Annotated in this window: 23 protein-coding genes; 8 read left to right on the plus strand and 15 right to left on the minus strand. The window is 59.5% G+C overall.

Annotated elements, in window-relative coordinates:
• The first annotated feature begins 67 nt into the window (after nt 1-67).
• The gene (locus tag Q4481_RS07015; protein ID WP_304375616.1) at nt 68-817 is read left to right on the plus strand and encodes a class I SAM-dependent methyltransferase; all 750 of its coding nucleotides are present in this window, start codon (nt 68-70) and stop codon (nt 815-817) included.
• Here the strand turns inward: Q4481_RS07015 and Q4481_RS07020 are convergent, their stop codons facing one another.
• From Q4481_RS07020 to pgsA, 3 genes are read right to left on the minus strand one after another with little or no spacing between them, the layout of a single operon-like run.
• On the minus strand, nt 818-1,294 hold the full coding sequence (locus Q4481_RS07020) for a molybdenum cofactor biosynthesis protein MoaE (protein ID WP_304375617.1): 477 nt from the start codon (nt 1,292-1,294) through the stop codon (nt 818-820).
• 3 nt (nt 1,295-1,297) lie between these two features.
• Nucleotides 1,298-1,555 carry a molybdopterin converting factor subunit 1 gene (gene moaD, locus Q4481_RS07025; protein WP_304375618.1) on the minus strand — a complete coding sequence of 86 codons (258 nt, stop codon included), beginning with the start codon at nt 1,553-1,555 and terminating at the stop codon, nt 1,298-1,300.
• Entirely contained in the window at nt 1,552-2,139 is a 588-nt protein-coding gene (gene pgsA, locus Q4481_RS07030) for a CDP-diacylglycerol--glycerol-3-phosphate 3-phosphatidyltransferase (RefSeq protein WP_304375619.1), read from the minus strand. Before pgsA ends, moaD begins: the two co-directional genes overlap by 4 nt.
• Before the next feature lie 286 nt (nt 2,140-2,425).
• Between pgsA and Q4481_RS07035 the strand changes: the two genes are divergently transcribed.
• The 3 genes from Q4481_RS07035 (at nt 2,426) to Q4481_RS07045 (ending at nt 8,434) form a co-directional block, all read left to right on the plus strand.
• Nucleotides 2,426-3,100, plus strand: a complete 675-nt coding sequence (locus tag Q4481_RS07035; RefSeq protein WP_304375620.1) for a hypothetical protein — start codon at nt 2,426-2,428, stop codon at nt 3,098-3,100.
• A gap of 370 nt (nt 3,101-3,470) precedes the next feature.
• Complete coding sequence (gene dnaE / locus Q4481_RS07040; protein WP_304375621.1) at nt 3,471-6,965, plus strand: DNA polymerase III subunit alpha; 3,495 nt, start codon at nt 3,471-3,473, stop codon at nt 6,963-6,965.
• Between the two features lie 494 nt (nt 6,966-7,459).
• Nucleotides 7,460-8,434 carry a magnesium transporter CorA family protein gene (locus Q4481_RS07045; RefSeq protein ID WP_304375622.1) on the plus strand — a complete coding sequence of 325 codons (975 nt, stop codon included), beginning with the start codon at nt 7,460-7,462 and terminating at the stop codon, nt 8,432-8,434.
• Nucleotides 8,435-8,499: 65 nt separating this feature from the next.
• On the opposite strand, the gene Q4481_RS07050 is transcribed toward Q4481_RS07045, so the two are convergent.
• The 6 genes from Q4481_RS07050 to Q4481_RS07075 form a co-directional block, all read right to left on the minus strand.
• Nucleotides 8,500-9,744, minus strand: a complete 1,245-nt coding sequence (locus Q4481_RS07050) for a L,D-transpeptidase family protein (protein ID WP_304375623.1) — start codon at nt 9,742-9,744, stop codon at nt 8,500-8,502.
• A 267-nt stretch (nt 9,745-10,011) separates the two neighbouring features.
• Nucleotides 10,012-11,115, minus strand: a complete 1,104-nt coding sequence (locus tag Q4481_RS07055; protein WP_304375624.1) for a tocopherol cyclase family protein — start codon at nt 11,113-11,115, stop codon at nt 10,012-10,014.
• Nucleotides 11,116-11,248: 133 nt separating this feature from the next.
• Nucleotides 11,249-12,058: an SDR family oxidoreductase gene (locus tag Q4481_RS07060; RefSeq protein ID WP_304375625.1), complete on the minus strand. Its 810-nt coding sequence runs from the start codon at nt 12,056-12,058 to the stop codon at nt 11,249-11,251.
• Nucleotides 12,059-12,159: 101 nt separating this feature from the next.
• Complete coding sequence (locus Q4481_RS07065) at nt 12,160-13,464, minus strand: DNA polymerase IV (RefSeq protein ID WP_304375626.1); 1,305 nt, start codon at nt 13,462-13,464, stop codon at nt 12,160-12,162.
• 98 nt (nt 13,465-13,562) lie between these two features.
• Nucleotides 13,563-14,213: an HAD family hydrolase gene (locus tag Q4481_RS07070; RefSeq protein WP_304375627.1), complete on the minus strand. Its 651-nt coding sequence runs from the start codon at nt 14,211-14,213 to the stop codon at nt 13,563-13,565.
• Complete coding sequence (locus Q4481_RS07075) at nt 14,210-14,527, minus strand: DUF3572 domain-containing protein (protein ID WP_304375628.1); 318 nt, start codon at nt 14,525-14,527, stop codon at nt 14,210-14,212. The genes Q4481_RS07070 and Q4481_RS07075 overlap by 4 nt, the downstream gene beginning before the upstream one ends.
• A gap of 121 nt (nt 14,528-14,648) precedes the next feature.
• Between Q4481_RS07075 and Q4481_RS07080 the strand changes: the two genes are divergently transcribed.
• Together Q4481_RS07080 and Q4481_RS07085 are read left to right on the plus strand one after the other, a co-directional pair.
• Complete coding sequence (locus Q4481_RS07080; protein ID WP_304375629.1) at nt 14,649-15,020, plus strand: response regulator; 372 nt, start codon at nt 14,649-14,651, stop codon at nt 15,018-15,020.
• Between the two features lie 11 nt (nt 15,021-15,031).
• Entirely contained in the window at nt 15,032-16,405 is a 1,374-nt protein-coding gene (locus Q4481_RS07085) for a PleD family two-component system response regulator (protein ID WP_304375630.1), read from the plus strand.
• A gap of 663 nt (nt 16,406-17,068) precedes the next feature.
• Here the strand turns inward: Q4481_RS07085 and uvrC are convergent.
• Nucleotides 17,069-19,093 (minus strand): excinuclease ABC subunit UvrC, encoded by a 2,025-nt coding sequence (gene uvrC / locus Q4481_RS07090; protein WP_304375631.1) that lies wholly within the window; start codon nt 19,091-19,093, stop codon nt 17,069-17,071.
• Nucleotides 19,090-19,857, minus strand: a complete 768-nt coding sequence (locus Q4481_RS07095) for an SDR family oxidoreductase (protein WP_304375632.1) — start codon at nt 19,855-19,857, stop codon at nt 19,090-19,092. Before Q4481_RS07095 ends, uvrC begins: the two co-directional genes overlap by 4 nt.
• A gap of 354 nt (nt 19,858-20,211) precedes the next feature.
• Here Q4481_RS07095 and Q4481_RS07100 point away from each other — a divergent pair, with 354 nt between their 5' ends.
• On the plus strand, nt 20,212-20,850 hold the full coding sequence (locus Q4481_RS07100; protein WP_304375633.1) for an outer membrane protein: 639 nt from the start codon (nt 20,212-20,214) through the stop codon (nt 20,848-20,850).
• A gap of 69 nt (nt 20,851-20,919) precedes the next feature.
• On the opposite strand, the gene Q4481_RS07105 is transcribed toward Q4481_RS07100, so the two are convergent.
• From Q4481_RS07105 to Q4481_RS07115, 3 genes are read right to left on the minus strand one after another with little or no spacing between them, the layout of a single operon-like run.
• A complete protein-coding gene (locus Q4481_RS07105) occupies nt 20,920-21,516 on the minus strand; it encodes a glutathione S-transferase family protein (protein ID WP_304375634.1) in 597 nt (198 codons plus the stop codon).
• Nucleotides 21,517-21,523: 7 nt separating this feature from the next.
• The gene (locus Q4481_RS07110) at nt 21,524-22,207 is read right to left on the minus strand and encodes a ribonuclease T2 family protein (RefSeq protein ID WP_304375635.1); all 684 of its coding nucleotides are present in this window, start codon (nt 22,205-22,207) and stop codon (nt 21,524-21,526) included.
• Nucleotides 22,179-22,601: a hypothetical protein gene (locus Q4481_RS07115; protein ID WP_304375636.1), complete on the minus strand. Its 423-nt coding sequence runs from the start codon at nt 22,599-22,601 to the stop codon at nt 22,179-22,181. The genes Q4481_RS07110 and Q4481_RS07115 overlap by 29 nt, the downstream gene beginning before the upstream one ends.
• Before the next feature lie 230 nt (nt 22,602-22,831).
• Between Q4481_RS07115 and Q4481_RS07120 the strand changes: the two genes are divergently transcribed.
• Entirely contained in the window at nt 22,832-23,638 is an 807-nt protein-coding gene (locus Q4481_RS07120; RefSeq protein WP_304375637.1) for a metallophosphoesterase, read from the plus strand.
• A 3-nt stretch (nt 23,639-23,641) separates the two neighbouring features.
• Here Q4481_RS07120 and Q4481_RS07125 read toward each other — a convergent pair whose 3' ends face one another.
• On the minus strand, nt 23,642-24,493 hold the full coding sequence (locus Q4481_RS07125; protein WP_304375638.1) for a 23S rRNA (adenine(2030)-N(6))-methyltransferase RlmJ: 852 nt from the start codon (nt 24,491-24,493) through the stop codon (nt 23,642-23,644).
• Nucleotides 24,494-24,562 lie beyond the last annotated feature (69 nt).

The following is a 24,562-nucleotide window of genomic DNA, read 5'->3' on the forward strand; positions in this document are numbered from 1 at the left end:
TTTGGGCCCAACCGCCTATTGCTGATCATATCATTTCGCGACACCACCCCCGTTCGAAGGCCGAACCATGCACGCGCTCAGCCGCCAGATCCTGCCCTGGTTGAAGGTGATCCTGAGTCAGGCGCTCGCGCTCGCGCTGATGCTGTCGCTTGGCGAAATGGTGCTGTCGCTCGGTCCCCTGCGGTTTCTCGCGGAGGGGGTGATTGCCGCCGCTATCGGCTATGGATTGCGATTGAAACCGTTCTGGATTCCGGCCCAGGTCGCCATCCCGATCGTGGCGGCCTACAGTTCCTTCGTTCCGGCCTGGCTGTTTCTCGCCGCCTTCGTGCTCTTTGCTCTCATCTACTGGAACAGCGCGTCCGAGCAGGTGCCGCTCTACCTGACCAACCGCCGAACATCGGATGCACTCGCCGAACTGGCGCGCGCCAACAATTGCCGTTCCTTTGTCGATCTCGGCTCCGGATTGGGCGGCGTGGTCTTGCAGATGGCGCGCAGCAATGAAAGTCTGATTGCGACCGGCGTCGAAACGGCACCGCTCGTCTTTGCCGCCGCGTGGATCAAGGCCCTGTTCGCCGGCCTGCCGAATGCGCGTTTCCGCTACCGCTCGATCTGGGACGAGAACCTGTCTGGCCATGATCTCGTCTATTGCTTCCTCTCGCCGGCCCCGATGCCGCGCATGTATGAGAAGGCCCGTGCGGAAATGCGTCCAGGCACGTTGCTTGTCTCCAACAGCTTTGCCATCCCCAATCGCGAGCCGGACCAGATCATTGCCGTCACCGACGGGCGCCAGACCAAGCTTTTCCTCTACAGGATGTGATCAGGCTTTCTGCCAGCGCAGCCGCGCTTCGTCGTCGGCATCCTTGGCGCTGACCCAGTTGCCGCTGCTGCCATCGGCAAAATGCTCCTTCTTCCAGAAGGGCGCCGAGGTCTTGAGATAGTCCATGACAAAGTTGGCAGCATCGAACGCGGCCTGCCGATGCGGCGAGGCGGCGAGCACCAGCACGATATTGCCGCCCGGTGCGATTCTGCCATAACGATGGATCGCAACCAGACCCTTGAGCGGCCAGCGCGCGATTGCTTCTGCGCAAATGCGGCCGATCTCGGCCTCCGCCATGCCGGGATAATGTTCGAGCTCAAGAGCGGCCAGTCGTCCGCCTTCATCACGGCATAGCCCGAAGAAGGAGACGATGGCGCCAATGTCGGCCCGCCCTTGCGACAAGTCGGCCATCTCTGCCGCCAGATCGAAATCCTCGGCCTGGATCCGCACCTTGGCCGTGACCGGAGAGGCCGTCACGTCTCAGCCTCCGGTCATCGGCGGGAAGATGCCGATCTCGCGCGCGCCGGCAATCGGTTCGTCATGGGTGGCATGTTCCTGGTTGATCGCCACCCGGATCACGCGATCATGCTCAAGCGCGATCTCATATTCCTCGCCGAGACCCTTCAGATGATTCAGCAAATCACCGACGGTCTTGACTGTCTCGGGCAGATCAAGCGTCTCGCCCGGCTTTCCGATCCGCTCGCGCACCCAGGCGAAATAGACGAGATCGACCTTCATTCCTCGTCCACCACATGTTTCAAGCCGGCGCGGAAATAATCATAGCCGGTATAGATGGTGAGCAGGGCCGAGATCCAGAGAAGGACAATGCCGATCAGTGTCGTATTCGGCAGGATGGCTTCACCGGCGGGGCCCACGAGCAGGAAGCCGATCGCCACCATCTGTGCCGTTGTCTTCCATTTCGCGATGCGGGTGACCGGGACCGAAACTTTCAGCGCCGCGAGATATTCGCGCAGACCAGACACTAGAATCTCGCGGCAGAGGATGATGATGGCGGCCCAGAGCGTCCAGCCGGCAATCGTCCCGTCGGCAGCCAGCAGAAGCAGTACCGAGGAAACCAGTAGCTTGTCGGCGATCGGATCGAGCATCCGACCGATATTGGACGTCTGCTTCCAGATACGCGCCAGATAGCCATCGAGAAAATCGGTCAGGGACGCGACCGCAAACAGCCAGAAGGCCGCCCAGCGGGCAAAATACGTGCTTTCGAGCCGACCTTCGATATAGAAAAGCAAGACGATCAGCGGCACAGCGATGATGCGCCCATATGTCAGCATGTTCGGAATGTTGTATGCGCGCTTTGCCATAATCACCGTTTCAAAATCAGATCCACCACTCCGGACAATAGGATCAACGTCAGTCCTCAGCCCGAACGGTTACGGGAACATAGGCAGCGCCCATGCCCCTTTCAAATCAATTCGCGACACGCTAGCGAAATTTCGTGACAGACGATCAAAAAGGTCGCCGGAACCGCAATTTTCGACGCTGGAAGGCCCATTAACAGACAGATTTGGCCCGGCTATTAGCGCTTATGCAACTTTGATCGCCTAGACTTGTCCTTCCGTGGGAGAATCGGTCGGAGAGGTTTCATTCATGCGCCTGCATTGCTGGATCGGATCGTGCATTGCTTTCGGCCTGAGCCTTGCGGGAGTGGCGCATGCGGGAGAGGGCTTTCCCGGCGACGAGTTCTTCGTAACGCCCAATGTGAGCACGCTGGGCCCCGGCATTGAAGCCGGCCTCCGTCTCGATGACCATTGGGGCCTGCGCGCCGGTATCAACGGCCTGCGCTATTCCTATGTCTATCACGACAAGAAGGCCGATCTCGAATCGACGCTGACGCTTTTGAATGGCGGTGCCACCGTCGATTACTATCCGTGGTCCGATGGTTGGCGCCTTTCCGGCGGCGTCCGGCTGTCGGCCAATGAAATCCGCGGTCGCGTCAAGAACCTGCGCGGCAAGGTGAAGTTCGGCGGTCGTGAGGTCATGGTTTTCGTCGACGACCCGCTGACAACCTTCAAGGTGACGCAAAACCCGGTGCAGCCCTATCTCGGTGGCGGTTACAGCATCAAGCTGCAGGAGCGTGTGTCGCTGAACTTCGACCTTGGTCTGCTTTACAGCGGCAAGCCGGATCTCGATGTGAAATCACGCGCCTATCGCTACGGGTTCACCCGTCGGCAGATCGAGCGGGAAACCGCCCGCTATCAAGACCGGATCTCGCCCTTCCAGGTCTATCCGGTCATTCAGGTCGGCCTGAACATCCGCTTCTGACTCTATCGCAAACGACCGTGATGCCATGCGCGGCGCTCCAGGCGCCGTGATCGCCTTACTGCGCGACCATCCCCCCTCCTTTCTCGTTAACCCTTGATTCACCGTTCGGCTGTGGATGTCGTTGACAAAAGAACATAAATAGAACATAAATAGAATTATCAAAGAACAGGAGGCGTCAATGACTGAATTTCTTCGTGACATGGCCGCATTCACTTCCATCATCATGTTTGTGGCGAGCATCGCCGTCTTTGCAATATCATTCTGAAAATCGATCGTTTTTCTTCCGCCAGAAGGGTGGGGAGGGGCTGGTTCTCGGCTGGACGCCTGTCCATGCGCGGCGTAAAAAAGAGCGCAAAGCGAGGCATGGCACATGGAATCAGAAACGCATATTTCGGCACTGGATGGCCTGAGCGACAGTCCGCAATTCGTGCATCTGCGTACCCATTCCGCCTTTTCCCTTCTCGAAGGGGCCTTGCCGGTCAAGAAGTTGATCGCCAAGGCTGTGGCCGACCAACAGCCGGCGCTTGGCCTCACCGACACCAACAACCTGTTCGCGGCGCTCGAATTCTCCAAGTCCGCGACCGGTGAGGGTTTGCAGCCCCTGATGGGATGCCAGCTCTCCATCGACATGGAGGACGACAGTGCGGACGAGCGCGGCGGCAAGGCCGGCCTGTCCCGCAAGCTGCCGGCGATCGTGCTTCTGGCCATGACCGCCGATGGTTTCCAGAGCATATCCGCGCTTGTCAGCCGCGCCTATATGGACGGCGAGGGCGGACATGGCTCGATCCATATCAAGCGCTCCTGGCTGGGCGACAATATGCCCGGCGTCATTGCGCTCACAGGAGCCCTGGGCGGCCCGATCGATATCGCCTTGCGCGATGGACATGCGGCTCTGGCCTTGCGGCGGCTTCTCGATTTCAAGGCGCTGTTCGGCGACCGTCTCTATGTCGAGCTGCAGCGGCATGGCCGCTTCGACAGGGCGCATGAAACGAAGATGCTCGAGCTTGCCTATGACAATGATCTGCCGATCGTTGCCACAAACGAGCCGTTCTTCCCGACCGCGGGTGATTTCGAGGCGCATGATGCGCTGATGGCGGTGGCACATGGTGCGCTTGTGTCGGATGACAGCCGGTTCCGTCTGAGCCCGGATCATTATTTCAAGAGCCGCGCCGAAATGGCGGCACTCTTTGCCGATCTGCCTGAGGCGATCGAGAATACGGTCGAGATCGCCCGTCGCTGCGCCTTCGTGCTCAAGACGCGGGCGCCGATCCTGCCGCGCTTTACCGGTGCTTCGGAAGATCAGGCCGCCGCCGAAAAGGCCGAAGCCGACGAGATGCGTCGCCAGGCCTGGGAAGGGCTTGAGATGCGGCTGCGCACCATCGGTCTTGCGAACGGCTATACCGAGGAGGATTATCGCGAGCGGCTGGAATTCGAACTCTCGATCATCGAGCGCATGAAGTTTCCCGGCTACTTCCTCATCGTGGCCGACTTCATCAAATGGGGCAAGGCGCACGATATTCCCGTTGGGCCGGGCCGCGGTTCGGGTGCCGGTTCGCTCGTCGCCTATGCGCTGACGATCACCGACATCGATCCCTTGCGCTTCTCGCTGCTGTTCGAACGCTTCCTCAATCCCGAGCGCGTTTCGATGCCGGACTTCGACATCGACTTCTGTCAGGATCGTCGCGAAGAGGTGATCCGCTACGTGCAGCAGAAATATGGCCGCGAGCAGGTGGCCCAGATCATAACCTTCGGTTCGCTGCAGGCGCGTGCGGCGCTGCGCGATGTCGGTCGCGTGCTCGAAATGCCCTATGGCCAGGTCGACAAGATCTGCAAGCTGGTGCCGAACAATCCGGCCAACCCGACGCCGCTATCGAAGGCGATCGAGGAGGAGCCGCGCCTCAAGGAAGAGGCCGAGCGCGAGCCGATCGTGGCCCGCCTGCTCGATATCGCCCAGAAGATCGAGGGTCTCTATCGCCATGCCTCGACCCATGCTGCCGGTATCGTGATCGGCGACCGGCCGCTGGCTGAACTGGTGCCGCTCTATCGCGATCCGCGCTCGGACATGCCGGTCACCCAGTTCAACATGAAATGGGTCGAGCAGGCCGGCCTGGTGAAATTCGACTTCCTCGGCCTCAAGACGCTGACGGTGCTGAAGGTAGCGGTCGATTTCATCCGCAAGCGTTCTATCGAGGTGGATCTTTCGGCGCTGCCGCTCGATGACAAGCTCACCTATGACATGCTGTCGCGCGGGGAAACGGTTGGCGTGTTCCAGGTGGAAAGTGCGGGCATGCGCAAGGCGCTGATCGGCATGCGGCCCGACTGTATCGAGGACATCATTGCGCTCGTGGCCCTTTATCGACCGGGCCCGATGGAGAATATTCCGGTCTACAATGCCCGCAAGCATGGCGAGGAGGAGATCGAATCCGTCCATCCGATGATCGATCATCTGCTCAAGGAAACCCAGGGCGTCATCGTTTACCAGGAGCAGGTCATGCAGATCGCCCAGGTTCTGTCGGGCTATTCGCTCGGCGAAGCCGACCTGCTGCGCCGCGCCATGGGTAAGAAGATCAAGGAGGAGATGGACAAGCAGCGGGCCCGTTTCGTCGAGGGTGCGATCAGGAATGGCGTTTCCAAGGCGCAGGCCGATACGATCTTCGATCTGTTGGCCAAGTTCGCCAATTACGGTTTCAACAAGTCGCATGCGGCCGCCTATGCCGTCGTCTCCTACCAGACGGCCTTCCTGAAGGCACATTATCCGGTTGAATTCCTCGCCGCCTCGATGACGCTCGACATGGCCAATACCGAGAAGGTCAACGACTTCCGGCAGGATGCGCAGCGGCTCGGCATCAAGGTCATTCCGCCATCGGTGCAGACGTCGTTCCGCCAGTTCGAGACCGGCGACAACTGCATCTATTTCTCGCTCGCCGCCATCAAGGGCGTCGGCGAGGCGGTGGTCGAGCATATTGTCGAGGCGCGTGGCGATAAGCCCTTCGTGAGCCTTGAGGATTTCTGCCTGCGCACCGATCCGAAATTCGTCAACCGTCGCGTCTGGGAAAGCCTGATCATGGCTGGTGCCTTCGATTGTTTCGGCATCGACCGCGCCATTCTCGTCAATGGCATCGACCGCCTGCTCGCCTACGCCCAGCGTGCCGTCTCCGACAAGGTGAGCGGCCAGAGCGATATGTTCGGCTCGGCTGCCTCGGGGCCTGAAAAGATCCTGCTGCAGCCGGTGCCGGCCTGGCTGCCGTCCGAAAAGCTGATGCGCGAATTCCAGACGCTCGGCTTCTACATGACGGCGCATCCGCTCGACAATTACGCCAAGGTGCTGGAGAAGCTGCGCGTCCAGACCTATGCGAACTTCTCCCATGCCGTCAAACAGGGCAAGGCGCCCGGACGGCTTGCCGGAACCGTCGTTTCCAAGCAGGAGCGCAAGACGCGCACCGGCAACAAGATGGGCATCGTCGCCTTCTCGGATTCCTCGGGCCAGTTCGAGGCGGTGATGTTCTCCGAAACGCTCAACCAGTATCGCGACATTCTGGAAACCGGCAAAAGCTTCGTCATCGGTGTCGAAGCCGAAGAGCGTCCCGAAGGCATTTCGCTGCGCATCAATTCCGTCCAGTCGCTGGAGGAGAAGTCGGTGCAGATGCAGAAGGCCATGCGCATCTACCTGCGCGATGCGGCCCCCCTGCGCACGGTTTCCTCGCATCTCGGCGCGCGCGGGGAGGGGCTCGTCTCCTTCATCATGATCAAGGATGAAGGCCGACGCGAAATCGAGGTGGAACTTCCCGAACGCTACCGCATTTCACCCGAGATCGCCGCGGCGCTGAGGGCAACGCCGGGCGTGGTGGAAGTGGAACTGGTGTGATACCAAGCGTCGATGATAGGAACCGATTGCGCCGGAGCGATTTTGGCTTCCGGCGAGGAGAAAACCACAGTCGGACCAAAAGGTCCGGCGCGGATTTTCGACGATATCCGGAGGGCAAAAGCGCCCGGTCCTTCGGATGGGCCGGACATCCTTCCCCGACTTTGTCGCAATCCTCGACCGATGCCTTTGCATCGCTCTCCGGTATGCTCCTCGTCGGATGACGGCGTCCGGTCCCACGCAATCAGTTTCTATCATCGACACTTGGTATGACCTGTCTGCAAGGGCAAAACGCGCTCTGCACGGCGCGCGAAATCCGGCTTGACTTTCGTTTTCATCAGGACCATCTGCAAAGCGTGGCGCCTCTGTCGCCGCGACAACCAAGGACAATCGAGATGAACCCCGACAGTCGAAGTTCGACGCAAACATTAGGTTGCCGCTTGTCGGGCTGATATCCTTTCGGGATCTCCGCCGGCCGGTGGCCGGAAGGAGTTTCCATGCTGCGCAATTATGTTCACAACCTGAACCACCTGGCGCTCGCCGGTGAGGCCGCCACGACTGCACCCTGCTGGATCGATGTGATTTCGCCGACGCCCAGCGAAGCCGTTGCCATTCGCAACGAATTCGGCATCGAGATCCCCACCCGCGACGAGATGGAGGATATCGAACTGTCGGCCCGTCTCTACCAGGAGGATGGCGCCACCTTCATGACCGCCACCATGCTGACGGCGCTCGATGCCGAGGATCCGGTGAAATCGCCGGTCACCTTCATCCTGCGCGGACGGACGCTGGTGACGGTTCGCTACGGGGATTCCTCGCCCTTCGACGCTTTCACCCATCGGGCCAACCGCCCCAATGGCGCCACATGGTCGAGCGGTGAAATGGTGATGCTGGGCCTGCTCGAAGCGATCATCGACCGGCTTGCGGATGTGCTCGAACGGCTCGGTCTCGAGATCGATGCGATCTCGCGTGAAGTCTTCCGCTCCAAGGTCGCCAAGGCGAGCAAGAAGACCAGAGACCTGCAGGCGCTGATCGAGCAGATCGGCGGCAAGGGTGATTTCGTCACTGCGGTGCGCGAAAGCCTGGTATCGATTTCGCGGCTCGTCGCCTATCACGCGGCGCTTGCGGCAGATGAAGGCAAGCCGGGCAAGGAGGCTCGCCAGCGGGTGAAACTGCTGCAGCGCGATGCCGCCTCGCTCGGGGAACATGCGACCTTTCTTTCGGGCAAGATCACATTTCTTCTCGATGCCACGCTCGGCCTCATCAATCTGGAGCAGAACCAGATCATCAAGATCTTCACGGTCGCTTCGGTCGCCTTCCTGCCGCCGACGCTGGTCGCCTCCATCTATGGCATGAATTTCGAGATGATGCCGGAACTCAGCCTGTCCTTCGGCTATCCGCTGTCGATCGGCATCATGATCCTGTCGGCGCTGATGCCCTATCTCTATTTCAAGCGCCGGGGCTGGCTCTGAAAACGAAGGCGCCGCCCGCAGAGATTCGGGCGGCGCCAGATTTCGGTCTTGTCGGCATCAAGAAATCAGCCGGCGTTGGCGGGTCCCTTCTTCAGGATGGTAATGAAATCGGTGCCTTGGCCGGTTTCGCTTTCCGTCCCGGTATCGGTGATCGTGATCGACGAACCGTTTCCGAGCATCGGTTCGAGACGGGCGCGCAGATCCGCACTGATCGCGATGCGGGCAAAAGTTGCCTCCGCGGCTTGCGGGCCATCGTCAGCCGGCAGGGTGATGCCGAGCCGCGCCATGGTCTTTTCCGGAACGTGATTGGCCAGCGTCACGGCAAACCAGTCGGCACTGTTCTGGGCCGTGTTCACATTCAGCGCCTGGTAAAAATGGGTACCGAGTGCCTTTTCCGGTTCGGCAATGGCAATCGGTGCGTCGAACACCGGCTTGAAATTACGCCGGACATAGATGCGACCGGTCGGTTCGGCATGGTTCATGACCCGGTAGATCGAGCGGGTGAATTCCGCTGTGATGGTGCCGGTGGTCTTCAGCCCATGCAGCTCCTGATAGCTCTTGATAGCCGCCTGGCTCTGTTTGGTGATCTTGCCATCGACCGGGCCTGGCTCATAGCTCAGCCGATCGAGGAAGGCCTCGACCTGCTTGCGCTTTTCGCCGTCATTTTCGCGGGTAATGAGAATGCGCACCGGCGGCTCTGCCTTCGGAAGTTCCGCCACCGCAATCGCACCGGCCTTGGGAAGAGCTTCGGCTGAGGCGAGCTCCACCTTGCTGTCCGCGCTCATCGTCGGGCGCAACTCTGCATCCGACATCAGGTCGGCAGGTGGCGACGGATAGCGCGGCATGAGAAGTCCATCTGTGGCAATCCGGCGCGGCTGCACTTCTGCATCGGTGATTACGACATGGAAGCCGCGCTGGGTCATGCCGAACAGTTGCTTGGCAAAGGCAGCCGGCATGCGCACGCAGCCATGCGAGGCGGGATATCTCGGCACATGACGCGATTCATGCAGGGCGACGCCGGACCAGGTGAGGCGCTGCATCCACGGCATCGGTGCGGAATCATAGAGGTTGGAGAAATGCGTCTTGCGCTTCTCGAGGATCGAGAAGATGCCGGAAGGCGTCGTATGCCCCGACTTGCCGGTGGAGACGTTGGAGGTTGTCACCACCCGGTCACCTTCGTAAACGACAAGCGACTGTGTGTCCTTGGACACGAAAATCTGCAACGGATTGAGATCCTCGGCGGCTCGGGCCCCTGTCCCGAAAAGAACCGTCGAAGCCAAGGCCAGGCTGGCAGTCAGGCGAACCAACATTGTCATTCCCCACGCAATACTTTTGAAGCCCAAGTTTAGAATTCAATATTTAATGAAGCTTTTCAATATTGGCTGTTCCCGGTGGAACACTATTCCATCCCCAATCACGGTTAATTGATCGTAAACGGAGCGGGAAATCCCGGCACCTCTTGCGGGAGGCCCTGGGGGAGAACCCATCAGTCCGGACCGGCGCCCGGCCATCAATAGGTTAAGAAACCCGGCGCGCTGCAAAGACATGCCATCTGGTTTGCCGGCACGAGTTGCGCGCTATTCCTGTTCGGAGCGCTGGTATTCGCCATATTCGCAACCGACATGGCCGATCGCTATCGTATCGATCGGTTCGACTGTGCCTGCCTTGCGCGCAAAAAGCCGGATTTCTCCGGTTCCGGTGCCACCGTTCCAGAGCCTCTTATGCAGGCGCGTTCCATCGGGCGCCTGATAGCGCATGAGCTGCATCTCCGCCTTGGCGCAGCTCAGATCCACTTCCATCACCGCGTTTCGATTGCGGGCGATCACGGACCAGACATTGTCGTCCGCGCCCTCCTTGAAAGCGAACGTGACATCGGCGCCTTGCCAGACTTTTGAGAAGTTGAAGTCGTAGCCACGGCCTTCATAGGCGAGATAGGCGAGGAGGCGATCGGGCAGGGGGATACCAAGTATGCGCGGCTTCCCGCCGCCGATCTCGAGGGCCGAATTGTCCAGCCGCTTTCCGCTGGTTTTGCTCACGAGATCGCAACTTGAAATCCAAAGCCAGGGCGATGTGAAATTCTCACCCCAGTTCTTGTCGGCATAGCCGTAGCAGGAAGCGGGCTCGACAATGTAGCGCTCGCCATCAAGCTCCAGCCAGCCCGAATAGTCTGTCCGGATTCCTTCGGCATGCCAGTACATTTCAAACAGGTTGAGGGCACGCGCCAAGCTGCCGGCACCTGCACCCACCGAGTAATGAAGCTTCTTGTCGATCCGGAGATCCCAAACCAGGCGACCGGCATCCGAAGCCCACTCGGGATGCGCATCCCGTTCGCTGGACGAGACCGAGACCGAACCCGTCATCGCCGTTTCGCTGAGGCGGCAATCCGCCATTGTTATATCCAGAGAACCCGAACCGATTGTGATCGAATGCGTGCCGCAATAGCGATGCAATTGCCGGGCATCGGCTCCCCAGCAGCCGACCTTCACAAGGCCATAGGTAGGTCTTCCGCCTCTTGCTGCGCTCTCCGGGTCACAGAAAACGGGTGCATCGCCACCGAGCGCGGGATTGCAGATAAAATACTCGATGAAGAAGGCCTTTTCTTCGCCGGTTTTCGCATGGCGGGCCGTGAAACTGTGCCACCACCAGTCATAGCCTTTGCGGGCAAGTGCACCGGTCAGCATGAATTTGTTGCGATGTGGTGCGGCAGGAAATGGCTTCAACGCGAATGACCTCTTGTTGCAAAACAGCTTGTCTGGCGGCAACGATAATACCGATCGATAAAGGACTTGTTTCGTCAGGCGCACAACCACAAGCTCAAGGCCGGAACTCTTCCTTGACCTCCTTCATCGCCAGTCGGTCGAGAATGGCGGGCGCAATCAGCCTGAGCCAGCGGCCGAAGGCCATCTTCGGCGTCATCAGCACATCGCGTTTGCCCTTGTCGATCCCGTCAAGGATGATGCGGGCGCAGGTTGCCGCCGGCATGGCGCGATCGTCGCGGATCATCGAAACGCCGGCGGGCTGGCCGCCGGGGCCGAAACCATGCTTGCGCAGATCGGTATCGATGGTGCCCGGATAGGCGATCATGACCCTGAGGCCCTTCGGTCCGAGTTCGGCGCGCAACGCTTCGAGTAAGCCGTTCATGGCGAATTTCGAGCCGCAATAGGCGGTTCGCCCCGGCACGCCGAACAGGCCGGCCACCGAGCTGATGCCGACAACCATTCCCTTTCTTGCGAGAAGATGGGGCAGCGCTGCCCGCGTCAACCAGACGACAGACCAGTAATTGATCACCATCAGCCGCTCGTACCATTCCAGATCCGTATCGGTTGTGTCGGCAAAATTGGCATGCGCCGACATGCCAGCATTGTTGATCAGGATGTCGATCTGGCCGAGGCGGGCGATGGTCTCGTCGATCAGGTTCCGGCAGCGATCCCGGTCGGTGACGTCGGTTGGGATCACCTCGATCCTTGCGCCTGTGGGTCGTAATTCCTCGGCCAGTTCTTCGAGCGGCTGAACGCGCCGAGCCGCCATGACGAGCCCGAGATCGGCGCCATGGCGCTTCGCCAGCTGGCGCGCCATCTCGCGGCCAATCCCTTCCGACGCACCGGTCAGCACGATCACTTTCATCTGTGGATCCCCTCCGTGTCATTGTCGCAAGCCGGGATATGCTCGAATATCAAAGTCACCACTCAGTGACGAAATATCACCGAATGGTGACAATCGAGACTCTAGCCCTGATTGCTTCCATGGCCGCGCTTGCCCTTGCCGAATGTATAGCCCGTCTCGATGCTGCGGGTACCGAACTTGTCTCGTAGCTTGTCCATCGCCGCTTCCGCCGCCTTGCGCTTCTCCGCCCCCTCGTCGATGAGATCGGGCGGATCGGCATCGGCCGCATCCGAAAGATCGGTGACGCCGATCCCGATCAGGCGAAATTTGGTGCCGTCGATCTCGCGTTCGAGCAGCGACAGGCCCTCGCGGAAAATGCGATCTGCCAATTGCGAGGGCGCATCGAGCCTGCGGTTGCGGGTGCGTTGCTTGAAATCTTGCGTCTTGAGCTTGAGAACGACGGTATGGCCGGCGATGGCAGCTTTCTTCAGCCGCCGCGCCACCTGTTCGGAAAGGGCCCGGAGCGCCGGGGCAAGCTCCGTCATCGAGGCATAATCTTCGAAAAAGGTGGTCTCTGCCGAAACGCTCTTGGCCTCGTCATCGAGATGAACCTTGCGGTCATCGATGCCGCGCGCCAGGAAATAGAGCCGTTTTCCCATCGTGCCGTAGCGACGCAGGAGATCGATCTCGTCCATCTGCTGCAACTGGCCGATTTCGGTGATGCCATCGCGTGCCAGCGTGGCGGCAAAGGCCTTGCCCACACCCCAGATCAGGCCGACCGGCTTGGTGCGGAGAAATTCGACCGCCTCGGCTTCGCCGATCACCGAAAAGCCGCGCGGCTTGTTCATGTCGGATGCCACCTTGGCGAGGAACTTGCAGTAGGACAGGCCCACCGAGACGGTGATGCCGACCTCATCCTCGACCCGTCTTGCAAAGCGCGCCAGCGTCAAGGCCGGTGAGGAATGGTGCAGGCGCTCGGTGCCGGCGAGATCGAGAAAGGCTTCGTCGATCGATAGCGGCTGCACGAGCGGCGTCAGGTCGAACATCATCTGGCGGATCTGGCGCCCGACCCGCACATATTTTTCCATGTCTGGCTTGATGACGACGGCATCCGGGCAGGCTTCGAGCGCCTTGAACATCGGCATGGCGCTGCGCACGCCGCGAATGCGGGCAACGTAGCAGGCGGTCGAGACGACGCCGCGCTTGCCGCCGCCAATGATCACCGGCTTGTCGGCGAGTTCGGGATTGTCGCGCTTTTCCACCGAGGCATAGAAGGCATCGCAATCGATGTGGGCAATCGTCAGGCGGTCAAGTTCCGGATGCCGCATAAGCCGCGGGCTGCCGCATTTGCGACAGCGTCGCGCCTCGGCAGCGGCCGGCGCCAGACAATCCCGGCAGAAGCCGGCAGGGGAAGCGGTGTGAGACATGGGCCGGAACAAAAATTGAACATCCCGACGCTATCCTCAATCCGGGCGCCATTCAAGCCGGAAGAGAAGGCCAGCCTGTGCATCCAGCAACTGTGCTGTCAGAGGTGAACATCGACACCGAAATGATCGAGGATCATCGTCGCTGCCTGCTGCCAGTTCTCGGCCTTCGCGATGCCATGGCCGGGTTCGGGCGCGAGTGCCCGGAAGGTGGCGTTCGACATCATGTTCACAAGCAGGCACTCCGGCGCATTTTCGCGCACGGAATGCAGGTTGTAGAAAATGTCGTCGATGAAGGCTGCGGGCACGCCACGGCCGCCGATCAAGTCCCGCACCACCGGCCCCTTGGCTTCCTCGGTCGCGATCATCGGGAAATGAAGCGCGTGCCGGTCGAGCAACTGCCGCCGGACGGCGCTGTGGCGCGGCGGCATGGCGGTGAGGAACACGATATCCGCATGGCGGGCAATCAGGTTGAGCGCATGATGGGCGCCGGGCGAGGGGCGTTGCCAGCGATCCTGCCCCTCGAAGAAGCGCTCCTGAAAATTGTCGACCATTTCCGGCGAGGCCGGCGCATCATCGACCGTGCTCAGGATGTTGCCGTTGAGCCGGAACGAGGTCGCGTTCAGCCAGTGGTTTTCCGACTGCAGATAGTCCTGGAATGGATCGAGGAAATCCAGCACGACTTCGTCGATATCGCTGACGAGCAAAGGTTTGCGCGAGTGGCGCAGCGTTTCGATGACGGGTTCGATCACAGCCAGGCTCCTTCTCCGGCGCCATTGAAGAACTGATGGCAGGCCGCGACAGTCGCAGTCTCCGTGCCGGTATCGGCGCAGAAGGCAATCAGGGTGGGTTCATGGTTCATGAGGAAACCGGTGAGGCCGCCATAAAAACCGTGGTCGCCGGCAAGCTGACGCAGCGCGCTGGCTTCGAGCCCGGAAAGGGCCAGAAACCGGCCCATGAGATCGCCATGCTCGGACAGCCAGCCGAGGATCGCAATCGCGATTGCTTCGGCACTCTCATTGTCGAGCACGGGTATTTTACGGGTCTCGCCCAATCTTTCTCGCATATTACGTCTTTTTAAACCTAATCGCACTAACCTTGCCGTTTGAAAAGCAAGAGAATCTGAATGTTCGCCACACTATATACAAGTGGTATGACATGCAAAATCGGGGTTTGAGCGAGGCGATATGCCCAAGCAGGTAATGATTGTCGAAGACAACGAGCTCAATATGAAGCTCTTCCGCGACCTGATCGAAGCGTCCGGATATAAGACGATCCAGACCAGAAATGGGATGGAAGCCCTCGACCTCGCCCGCAAACACCGGCCCGATCTCATTCTCATGGATATTCAATTGCCGGAAGTGTCCGGGCTCGAAGTGACGAAATGGCTGAAGGAAGATGACGAACTGCATGTCATTCCCGTCATCGCCGTTACCGCCTTCGCCATGAAGGGCGATGAGGAACGTATTCGGCAGGGCGGCTGCGAAGCCTATGTGTCCAAACCGATTTCGGTGCCGAAGTTTCTCGAGACGATCAAAACCTATCTTGGCGACGCCTGACGGAACCGATCATGACCGCGCGAATTCTTGTCGTTGACGATATTCCTGCCAATGTGAAGCTGCTCGAAGCGCGGCTGATCGCCGAGTATTTCGAAGTCCTGACCGCCTCCGATGGCTACCAGTGCCTTGAAATCTGCGCGAAGACACCGGTCGATGTCATCCTGCTCGACATCATGATGCCGGGCATCGACGGCTTTACGGTCTGCGAGCAGCTGAAATCCAACCCGCGCACGGCCCATATTCCGGTCGTCATGGTAACCGCGCTCGATCAGCCCGCCGACCGCGTCCGCGGTCTCAAGGCCGGCGCCGACGATTTCCTCACCAAACCGGTCAACGACATGCAGCTGATGGCGCGCGTCAAGAGCCTGGTGCGCCTCAAGTTCCTGAGCGACGAGCTGCGCCTGCGCGCCGAAACGGCGCGATCGATCGGACTTTCGGAAACTTCGAATGCGTTGCCGGAACTGAGCGACGAACCGGCTTCGATCCTGCTGGTCGATGGCCGTGCCAATTCGCAGGAACGTATCACCAAGGCGCTCAAGCCGATCGCCGAGGTCAAGCCGATCAACGATCCGCAGGCTGCCGTGTTCGAAGCCGCCGAAGGCTATTACGATCTGATCATCGTCAATTCGAATTTCGATGATTACGATCCGCTGAGACTGTGTTCGCAGCTGCGGTCGCTCGAACGGTCGCGGTTCATCCCGGTGCTTCTGGTTGTCGACCAGGGCGGCGAACCGATGGTGGTGCGCGCGCTGGAACTCGGCGTCAACGATTACATCCTGCGCCCGATCGATCCGAACGAGCTTCTGGTGCGCTGCCTGACGCAGATCCGCCGCAAGCGCTTCAACGATCAGCTGCGCGACAGCGTGCAGCAGACGATCGAGCTTGCCGTTACCGATGGGCTGACCGGGCTCAACAACCGTCGCTATCTCGACAAGCATATGAAGATGTTGTTCGAGCGCGCAATGGCGCGGAGCCGGCCGCTCTCGCTCTGCATCACCGACATCGACCGGTTCAAAGCGGTGAACGACACCTACGGCCATGACGCCGGCGATGAGGTGCTGCGGGAATTCGCAGCGCGGATACGCTCGACCGTCCGTGGCGCCGATCTAGCCTGCCGTTTCGGTGGCGAGGAATTCGTCGTCGTGATGCCGGACACCTTGCCGGATACGGCGGAAGCCGTTGCTGAACGGTTGCGGATCGCCATCGAGTCGCGTCCGTTCGTGCTGAAGCAAGAAGGGCTCGCGATTCCGTTGACGGCGTCGATCGGGATTTCATCGACCGTTTGGGGGGCAATGTCGCCTGAACAGCTGCTCAAACAGGCAGACAAGGCGCTTTATGAGGCAAAACACGGCGGCAGGAACCGAGTCGTGGCTGCCGCAGCCTGATGCGAGGCTGGATCAGCCCTCGCAAACCAGAGTTATCCACAGGTTTGTCGGATGAACAAAAAAGCATCGCAGCCTCGTTTTGCGGCATGCAATTGGTTTGAAAAAACGCAATAAAATCACGAGCGCGCATAATGAACCGCTGCGCTTGAATGTCCACTCCTAATATTTGTCATTTATTTTAGGTGTATTAAATAGTCATTTGTTTTCAGATAGATGGATGCGACGTCGCAAAATGGAAAATTGATCGCCGGAAACCATCTTTTTGCGAGAGGCCTCACAAAAATCAACCTTTAATGGCAATATTTACCCTGTTGTCCAAGTGGCTTTGCCGGCATGGCAGGGCCGCGGCGTGCACGATTGAAGCGTTAACCATTCTTCCTGATACAAAGGAGGCTGGTTAACAACCCGTTGATTTTCTCCCAAAATTGAGCAATGTTTCTTTCATCCAAAGGGAAACCCATCAAAAAGTTCGGTTCCCCATGATGCTCAGGTCCGCCGCATCTCCTGGGTCGTGGGGCCGGTCGGTCGATTGGTAAATTTAGCGGAGTCCTCGTTCTGCAGTTATTGGTTGGCCGACCCCCATTTGAAAACGCCACCGGCTTTTGAAGTCGGTGGCGTTTTCGATTCTGTGCCATTCCAAAACTACGCTGTTTTTCGGAACGGCTATTTTTCGAGCACGGCATTGTCATGGAAATGGGCATAAATCTGCTTGGCTACGGCTTCCGAAATGCCCGGAACGGTCATGAGATCGCCGATGGCGGCGCGGGAGACTGCCTTTGCGGTTCCGAAATGCTGGAGCAGCGCGCGCTTCCGCGTCGGACCGATGCCCGCGACCTCATCGAGCGGGTTGCTGACCATTTCCTTCTTCCGCCGCGCCCGGTGTGAACCGATGGCGAAACGATGCGCCTCATCGCGCAGGCGCTGGATGAAATAGAGAACCGGATCGCGCGGCGGCAGGGTGAAGCTGGCTTTGCCTTGCTGGAAGAACCGTTCGCGGCCCGCTTCACGATCCGCACCTTTGGCAACGCCGATCGCGACCACGCAATCCTCGACTCCCAGTTCGGCCAGGATAGCGCGAACGGCCGTCATCTGCCCCTGGCCACCATCGATCAGGATCACATCGGGCCAGGCCGGAAAGTTCGCATCTTCAGACGGGGGCTGTGTGCGGTCCGGCTTGCCCTGTTCCTTGAGAAGACGGGAGAAGCGCCGGGTCATGACTTCGCGCATCATGCCGAAATCGTCACCAGGCGTCAGGTCTTCGGACTTGATATTGAACTTCCGGTACTGGTTCTTGACGAAGCCCTCGGGCCCGGCCACGACCATGCCGCCGACGGCATTTGTACCCATGATGTGGGAGTTGTCGTAGATTTCGATGCGGGTCGGCACGTAGGGCAGGGCGAAGGTTTCGGCAAAGCCCTTGAGCAACCGCGCTTGCGACGATGTTTCAGCCAGCTTGCGGCCATGCGCCTCCCGGGCATTGTCGAGCGCGTGATCAACGACCTCGCGCTTTTCGCCCCGCTGCGGCGCATGGATATGCACCCGATAGCCGGACTTCTCTGTAAGAGCGTCCGACAGGAGATTCATTTCCTCGATCGGCTCCGAGAGCAGGATCTGCCGCGGGCAGGGCTTGTCGTCATAGAACTGCGCCAGAAAGGCATTGAGAACCTCTTCGGCGGTCATTGCCGGGTCGGCCTTGGGGAAATAGGCGCGGTTGCCCCAGTTCTGGCCGGTGCGGTAGAAGAACACCTGAATGCAGGAGAGGCCGCCATCGTGATGGATCGCGAAGACATCGGCTTCCTCGATCGAGGCCAGGTTGATTCCCTGATGGCCCTGAACATGGGAAAGAGCGGCAAGGCGATCCCGAAAGACGGCCGCGCGCTCGAAATCGAGATCTTCCGCCGCCTGGTTCATCGCGCCTGCGATCGATGCCTTGACGTTCTGGCTGCGGCCGGACAGGAAATCGCGTGCCTCTGCCACAAGCTGCCCGTAATCGCTATCGCTGAGCTCATGGGTGCAGGGGCCGGCGCAACGCTTGATCTGGTAGAGAAGGCAGGGGCGCGTGCGGCTCTCGAATGCGGAGTCCGTGCAGGTGCGCAGAAGAAAGGCACGTTGCAGCGAATTGATCGTGCGGCCGACGGCGGTTGCTGAGGCAAAGGGGCCGAAATAGTCGCCCTTGCGGGAGCGGGCGCCGCGATGTTTGAGAATGGCCGGAGCGCGATGATCGCCGGTGATGAGGATATAGGGAAAGGACTTGTCGTCACGCAGCAGAACGTTGAAGCGGGGGCGCAGCCGTTTGATGAGATTGGCTTCGAGCAGCAGCGCTTCGGTCTCGGTGCGGGTGAGCACGAATTCCATGTTCGCGGTTTCGCGCACCATGCGCGCCGTGCGGTTGGAATGGACGCGGCCCTGCGCATAGTTCGACACGCGCTTCTTCAGCGACCGCGCCTTGCCGACATAGAGCACTTCGTTTTCGGCATTGAGCATGCGGTAGACGCCGGGTGAGTTCGGCAGTTGCTTGACGAACTCGGCGATCAGATCCTGCCCCACGAGGCCGGTTTCCGGCAACGGCGTTTCGCGCCAGGCGATGGCGGGGCCAGCAGCCGGTTCGGCGACGATTTCGTCGTCCTCATCCTCGACTATCGTCTCGTCATAGAGAATCCCTCCATCGGAAGGGCTTCTGGGCGTCATTCGGGAATCTCCGTCACGTCGGGCGTCTGCCAGGCAAGATGCTGGCCGCCATCGATGGCAATCATCTGGCCGGTAATCGACGGCGTGTCAAAAAGAAAGCGAATGCTGCGGCCGAATTCCTCAAGGGCAGGGCCGGACTTGAGCAGCAGTCCATCGATCTGGGCCTGGAAATCCGCGTCCGTCTGGCGAATGCTCTTGAAGGTCGGGCCCGGCCCGAGCGCGTTGACCCGGATGCGCGGGGCAAGCGCCTGCGCGAGCGTCTGGGTCGCGGTCCAGAGCGCGGCTTTCGACAAGGTATAGGAATAGAAGCGTGGATTGAGCGCCCAGACGCGCTGGTCGATGATATTGACGACAAGGCCGCGCGCATGCGTCGGCAGGCGCTCCACCATTTCCGACGTCAGGATCGACGGCGCTTTGACATGGACGGCGAAGTGGCGGTCGAAGCGCGCCGTATCGAATTCGAGCACCGAATCGTCTTCGAAGATCGAGGCGTTGTTGACCAGAAGCCCGACCGGCCCAAAGGCCGATTCGGCCTCCGCCATGATTCGCCGGCAATCCTCTTCCGAAAGCAGATCGCCCTCGACAATTGTGGCCTTGCCGCCGTTATTTTTGATTTCGGACACCAGTCGCTCGGCATCCATTAGGGACCTATGTACATGGACCGCGACCGCAAAGTCATGGCGGGCGAGATCCATGGCGATGGCCGCGCCAATTCTGCGTCCGGCTCCGGTCACGAGGGCGACCCTTGGTGCAACTTCAGTCAATGTCTGGCTTTCTGCTTCGTTGTTTTTAAGATGCTGAAATATATAATGCACTGAAATCAGGTCGCAAATGTTAATTAAAGAATTTTTTTACCATAATTTACATAAGTATATTTTAGATTGAATAAAGCAAGCAATCATGCTTAATGAAATAATAATTGATATGGTGAACAAAATTCGTTCGAAAATTAATAAAATTCTCTCAATTGCCGCAAGATTTCCTTGAGAAATTCATAATTCGACAACTTCATTTCCGTATTTTCACGTCACAAATGCTTTCAATCCGAACGGGATTAAGGATCGCACAGAGCCATCGCTCTCTCCCGGGGCGGGTTCTGGAAAACTAGGAGTGTAGAAATGCGTAACCTGATCAAAACCCTCGCTGCCACTGTCCTGATCGCAGGTGCTGCTGGCTTCGCTCATGCTGCCGACGCTATCGATGAAGTGCCGGTTGCTCCGGAAGCCAACGATGTCGTAACCGCTCCCGGCGGTTGGGATGGCGCCTATGTCGGCGGCAAGGCCACCTACCAGTGGGGCAAGGTCAAGTCCGGCGCCGATTATGACGCCCAGGGCCTCGGCGCTGGTCTCTATGGCGGTTACAACATGCAGAACGGCCAGATCGTCTACGGTGGTGAAGCCGACCTGAACTATTCGGGCATCGACGCTACCCATGCCGGCGTGACCACCAAGCAGCGCCTCAACGGCTCTGTCCGTGGCCGTATCGGTTACGACCTCGAGCCGGCACTCGTCTACGGTACGGCCGGTCTTGCCGCCACCAACCTGAAGGCCAGCGACGCGACCTCCTCGACCGACAAGAACCTTCTCGGTCTGACGGTCGGTGCCGGTGTCGAAACCAAGATCACCGAATCGATCACGGCCCGCGCCGAATATCGCTTCAACAACTACCAGACCCAGACCTTCAACCTCGACAGCGGTGCAACCGATCGTGGCCTGAAGGAACACCAGATCAACCTCGGTCTCGGCGTTCGCTTCTGAGATTAGGCAATCTGAAAGAAAGGCCGGGTGTTCGCGCACCCGGCCTTTTTGCGTTTGGCATTTTAGAGATCAGGCCTGCGGCTTGAGCGCGACATAATCGGGGAAGAACCGTTCGAACTTCTGAGGCCAGGCTTTCAGCTTGCGGCGACCCTTTTCCCACTGACCGGCAAAACGCAGGTCGAGATAGCCGATCAATGCGGCGAGCGCAAAATGGCCGCCATGCAGCGCCTTGCCGGTCTTCGGCATGTTGTCGTTGATATAGTCGAGCCCGCGGGTCACTTTTTCCCAGTGACGATCGATCCAGCCCTGGTGGATCGTTTCCTCCGGCCGATAGCGGCGTTCGTAGATGATGGCGATCAGGCTGTCGATGATCCCGTCACAGAGCGCTTCGAGCACTTCTGCCTCCGTGCGCTTTTCGGCGTTGCGCGGATAAAGACGGCCCTTTGACTGCCGGTTCATATATTGCATGATCACGACACTGTCGTAGATCGCCTTGCCCTCGTCGGGCACCAGCACGGGAATACGGCCGAGCGGATTGTTGGCGATCAGCAGGTCCGGCTTTTCGTCGGTCTTGACCATTTCGGACGTGGCGGGAAAATCGAGATAACGGGCCGCCATCCGGACCTTTGCCGAATAGGGGGAGGCGGGGGAGCAAAGAATTTTCATTTTTCTCTCACGGAATGGGGGGAATGGAAACGGTACGCATGCGGCAGCCCTTGCGATCCACTTCGTCGCAATCGCGGAATTTCAGCGACCGTGTCATGCAGATGCGGATTTCGCTGAGCTTGCCGCCATCGCACCCGACGGCGATGGCTTCCGGCGTCAGGCCGGGGTTGCTGCGGATGAATTGTGTCTCGAGATCCTTGACGGCGACGTTGCGGGCGATATCGCCCTTGAAGAGCAGCGGCGGCAGCCGGATCCCGTCATAGGCCTGTCGGATCAGGCGAAAATAGGCAGCCTGGCCGAGGCCCGAACAGGTGCCATGCTTGCGCCATTCATGCCCGGCAAGCCCCATCGAGGGGATGATATCGAAATGCGGACGCACAAGCGTTTCGGGCACACGGTCCGGTTCGCGGCTGTCGCAGAATTCCGGCCAGGACCGCTCGTTCTGCGGCCAGAGCCCATGAACCACAAAGCCGTAGCGGCGCGACCCATCGCACTGCCGGGTTCGGCCGCCCGGATCATTGTCCGCACACCAGGTGGGCGACCATGACAGGGAGAGGACGTAGAAATCGAAATTGCCCGGGCTTTCGGCCCGGGCGGAAAAAGAGGTCGCCACAAGGATGACGGCGGCCAGGACCGTTCTGAAAATGGCCGAAAGGCCCATCTCAGCGGACCGTCGAGCAGTTCTTTCCATAGACATGCCAGGGGTCGAGGCCCGAGATGCAGAATTCGAGGCCCGAGAGCGGCGGCGTGCCGGCAAAGCCCCAGTTGCTTTCAAGCAGATACCACATGTCGCGGGTCTGGCCGTCGTTCATAACCGCACGGGCGTGGCAGAACTTGCGGCCGACGCTGTGTTCCTCGTCGCGGGTGACTTCGCGACTCATTTTGGGGCTTTCGATATCGACCAGAAACAGGCGTTTGCCGATATAATTGCGGTACTTGCTGTCGACCTTGATCTTGAGCGCCTGCAGGACCCAGTCGGTGTCGCAGAAATCTTCCGAGTTCGGCAGCCAGCCGGCCTGTGCGGTCGGGGCGGAAAGCGGCGCTGCGGCAATGAGGGCGGCAAGAATGACTTTGATCGGCGACATGATGAAACTCCCGGAATTTGCCGCAATTTGGTCCAGATGTTTCCGGCTGGTCAAGTGCAAAACGGCCACAGGGAAACCAACAAAGACCTTGATCCACTGTCTGGGACCGTTTTGCCGTCCTTCGGCCGATGCAACGGTTGATTGCTTATGCCGAACGGGCTTGCATCACCGCCGTTCTTGCCGCAGGGAAGAGGCCTCGGCACCATTCTTTCCGCGCAGGCATCCGGCACATGAAACTCGTCCATATTTCCGACATTCATATCCATCCGCAGCCCATTCTCGATCAGGATCCGGTCGACCGGTTCCGCCAATGTCTGGCGCATGTCGCCGAATACCAGTCGGATGCCGATTGCGTGGTCATCACCGGAGACCTGACGCACCGTGGCGATCGCGAGAGCTATGAAATGCTGGCGGACATACTGGCAGTCTCGCCGCTCAAGGGTAGGTTGACGCCCCGCCTGCTGATCGGCAATCACGATCGGCGCGATGTCTTTCTCTCCGTCTTTGCCGATTCCGGGCGCGATACGGACGGTTTCGTGCAATGGAGCGAAGACCAGCCGGCCGGCCGGTTCATCTATATGGATTCAGTCGACCAGGGTGTCGACAGCGGCCGCTATTGTTCGGCCCGCCGCCAGTGGCTCGAGCGCGAACTCGAAGCGGCGAGCGATGCCGGAAAGGCCGCCTACCTGTTCCTGCACCACAATCCGGTGCCGATCCATGTTGCCAATGCCGATGCGATCGGCATCGTCGACGAGGCGGATCTGCGGGCGATCTTCAAGCGCCATGCCGGAACCATTCGCCACATCTTCTTCGGCCACTGCCATTTCACGCTGAGCGGCGTGGTGGACGGTATTGCCTATTCGGCACCGCGTTCGACCAACCACACCTGCTGGCCGGACTTCTCCGGCATCGTCGATCGCATGGGCTATGGCGATCTCGCACCCAACTACAATGTCTGTTTCCTGACGCCGGACCATAGCACCATCCATTCGATCGATTATCTCGACGAAGCGAAGGTGAAGTGGCGGCTGGACTGAGGATCAGGCTTCGGGGCGGATCCATTCGTTGACGAAAGAAGCCGCTTGATCCTGTGCCAAGGTCGTCCGCAGGAAGGGCAAAAGCGCATCCATCTCGCCCTTCAGCGTATAGGGCGGGTTGACGACGATGAGACCCGATCCGGAAAGGCCGGTCGTGTCGCGATCGCTCTTCACTGACAGTTCGAGCCGCAGCATTTTCGGGATTTCGAGATCATGGAGATCCTTGAGGAAATACCTGATCGGCGCGCCCTGCTTGAGTGGATACCAGAGGCAGTAGATGCCGCCCGGAAATTTCCGCCAGGCCTTGCCGAGCCCATCGACGAGCCGCTTGTATTCGCCATCGAGCTCGAAGGGCGGATCAACGAGAATGATGCCGCGCTTCTCCTTCGGCGGCACATGGGCGTTCATCGCCAGCCAGCCATCGAGTTCGGTCACCCGGGTCTGGAAATCGTCGGCGAAATTGGCTTTCAGCGTTTCGGCATCGGCGGGATGCAGTTCCATCAGGGACAGCCGGTCCTGCTTGCGCAGAAGCAGGCGGGCGATCTTCGGCGAGCCGGGATAATGGCGGATCCGCCCATCGGGATTGAGCGCCGCAATCGTCTCGAAATAGGAGGAGAGAAGCGGCGCAATGGCGGCAGGCAGCGGTTTTCCGAACAGTTTGCCGATCCCATCATGCCACTCGCCGGTCTTCTGCGCTTCCTCGCTCGACAGGTCGTAGAGACCGATGCCGGCATGGGTGTCGATCACGCGGAACGGCTTGTCCTTGAGCTTCAGATAGTCGATGAGCCGGGCAAGGACGGCATGTTTCAGAACGTCCGCGAAATTGCCGGCATGGTAGATATGGCGATAGTTCATGATGTCCGGTGATGCTCAGATGATTTTTATCAATAGGCGAGGGCGCACCTTTGCCCGTCGCTCGCTTTG

The sequence above is a fragment of the Fluviirhizobium alvei genome, from assembly GCF_030551875.1.
Classification (GTDB): domain Bacteria; phylum Pseudomonadota; class Alphaproteobacteria; order Rhizobiales; family Rhizobiaceae; genus Rhizobium_E; species Rhizobium_E alvei.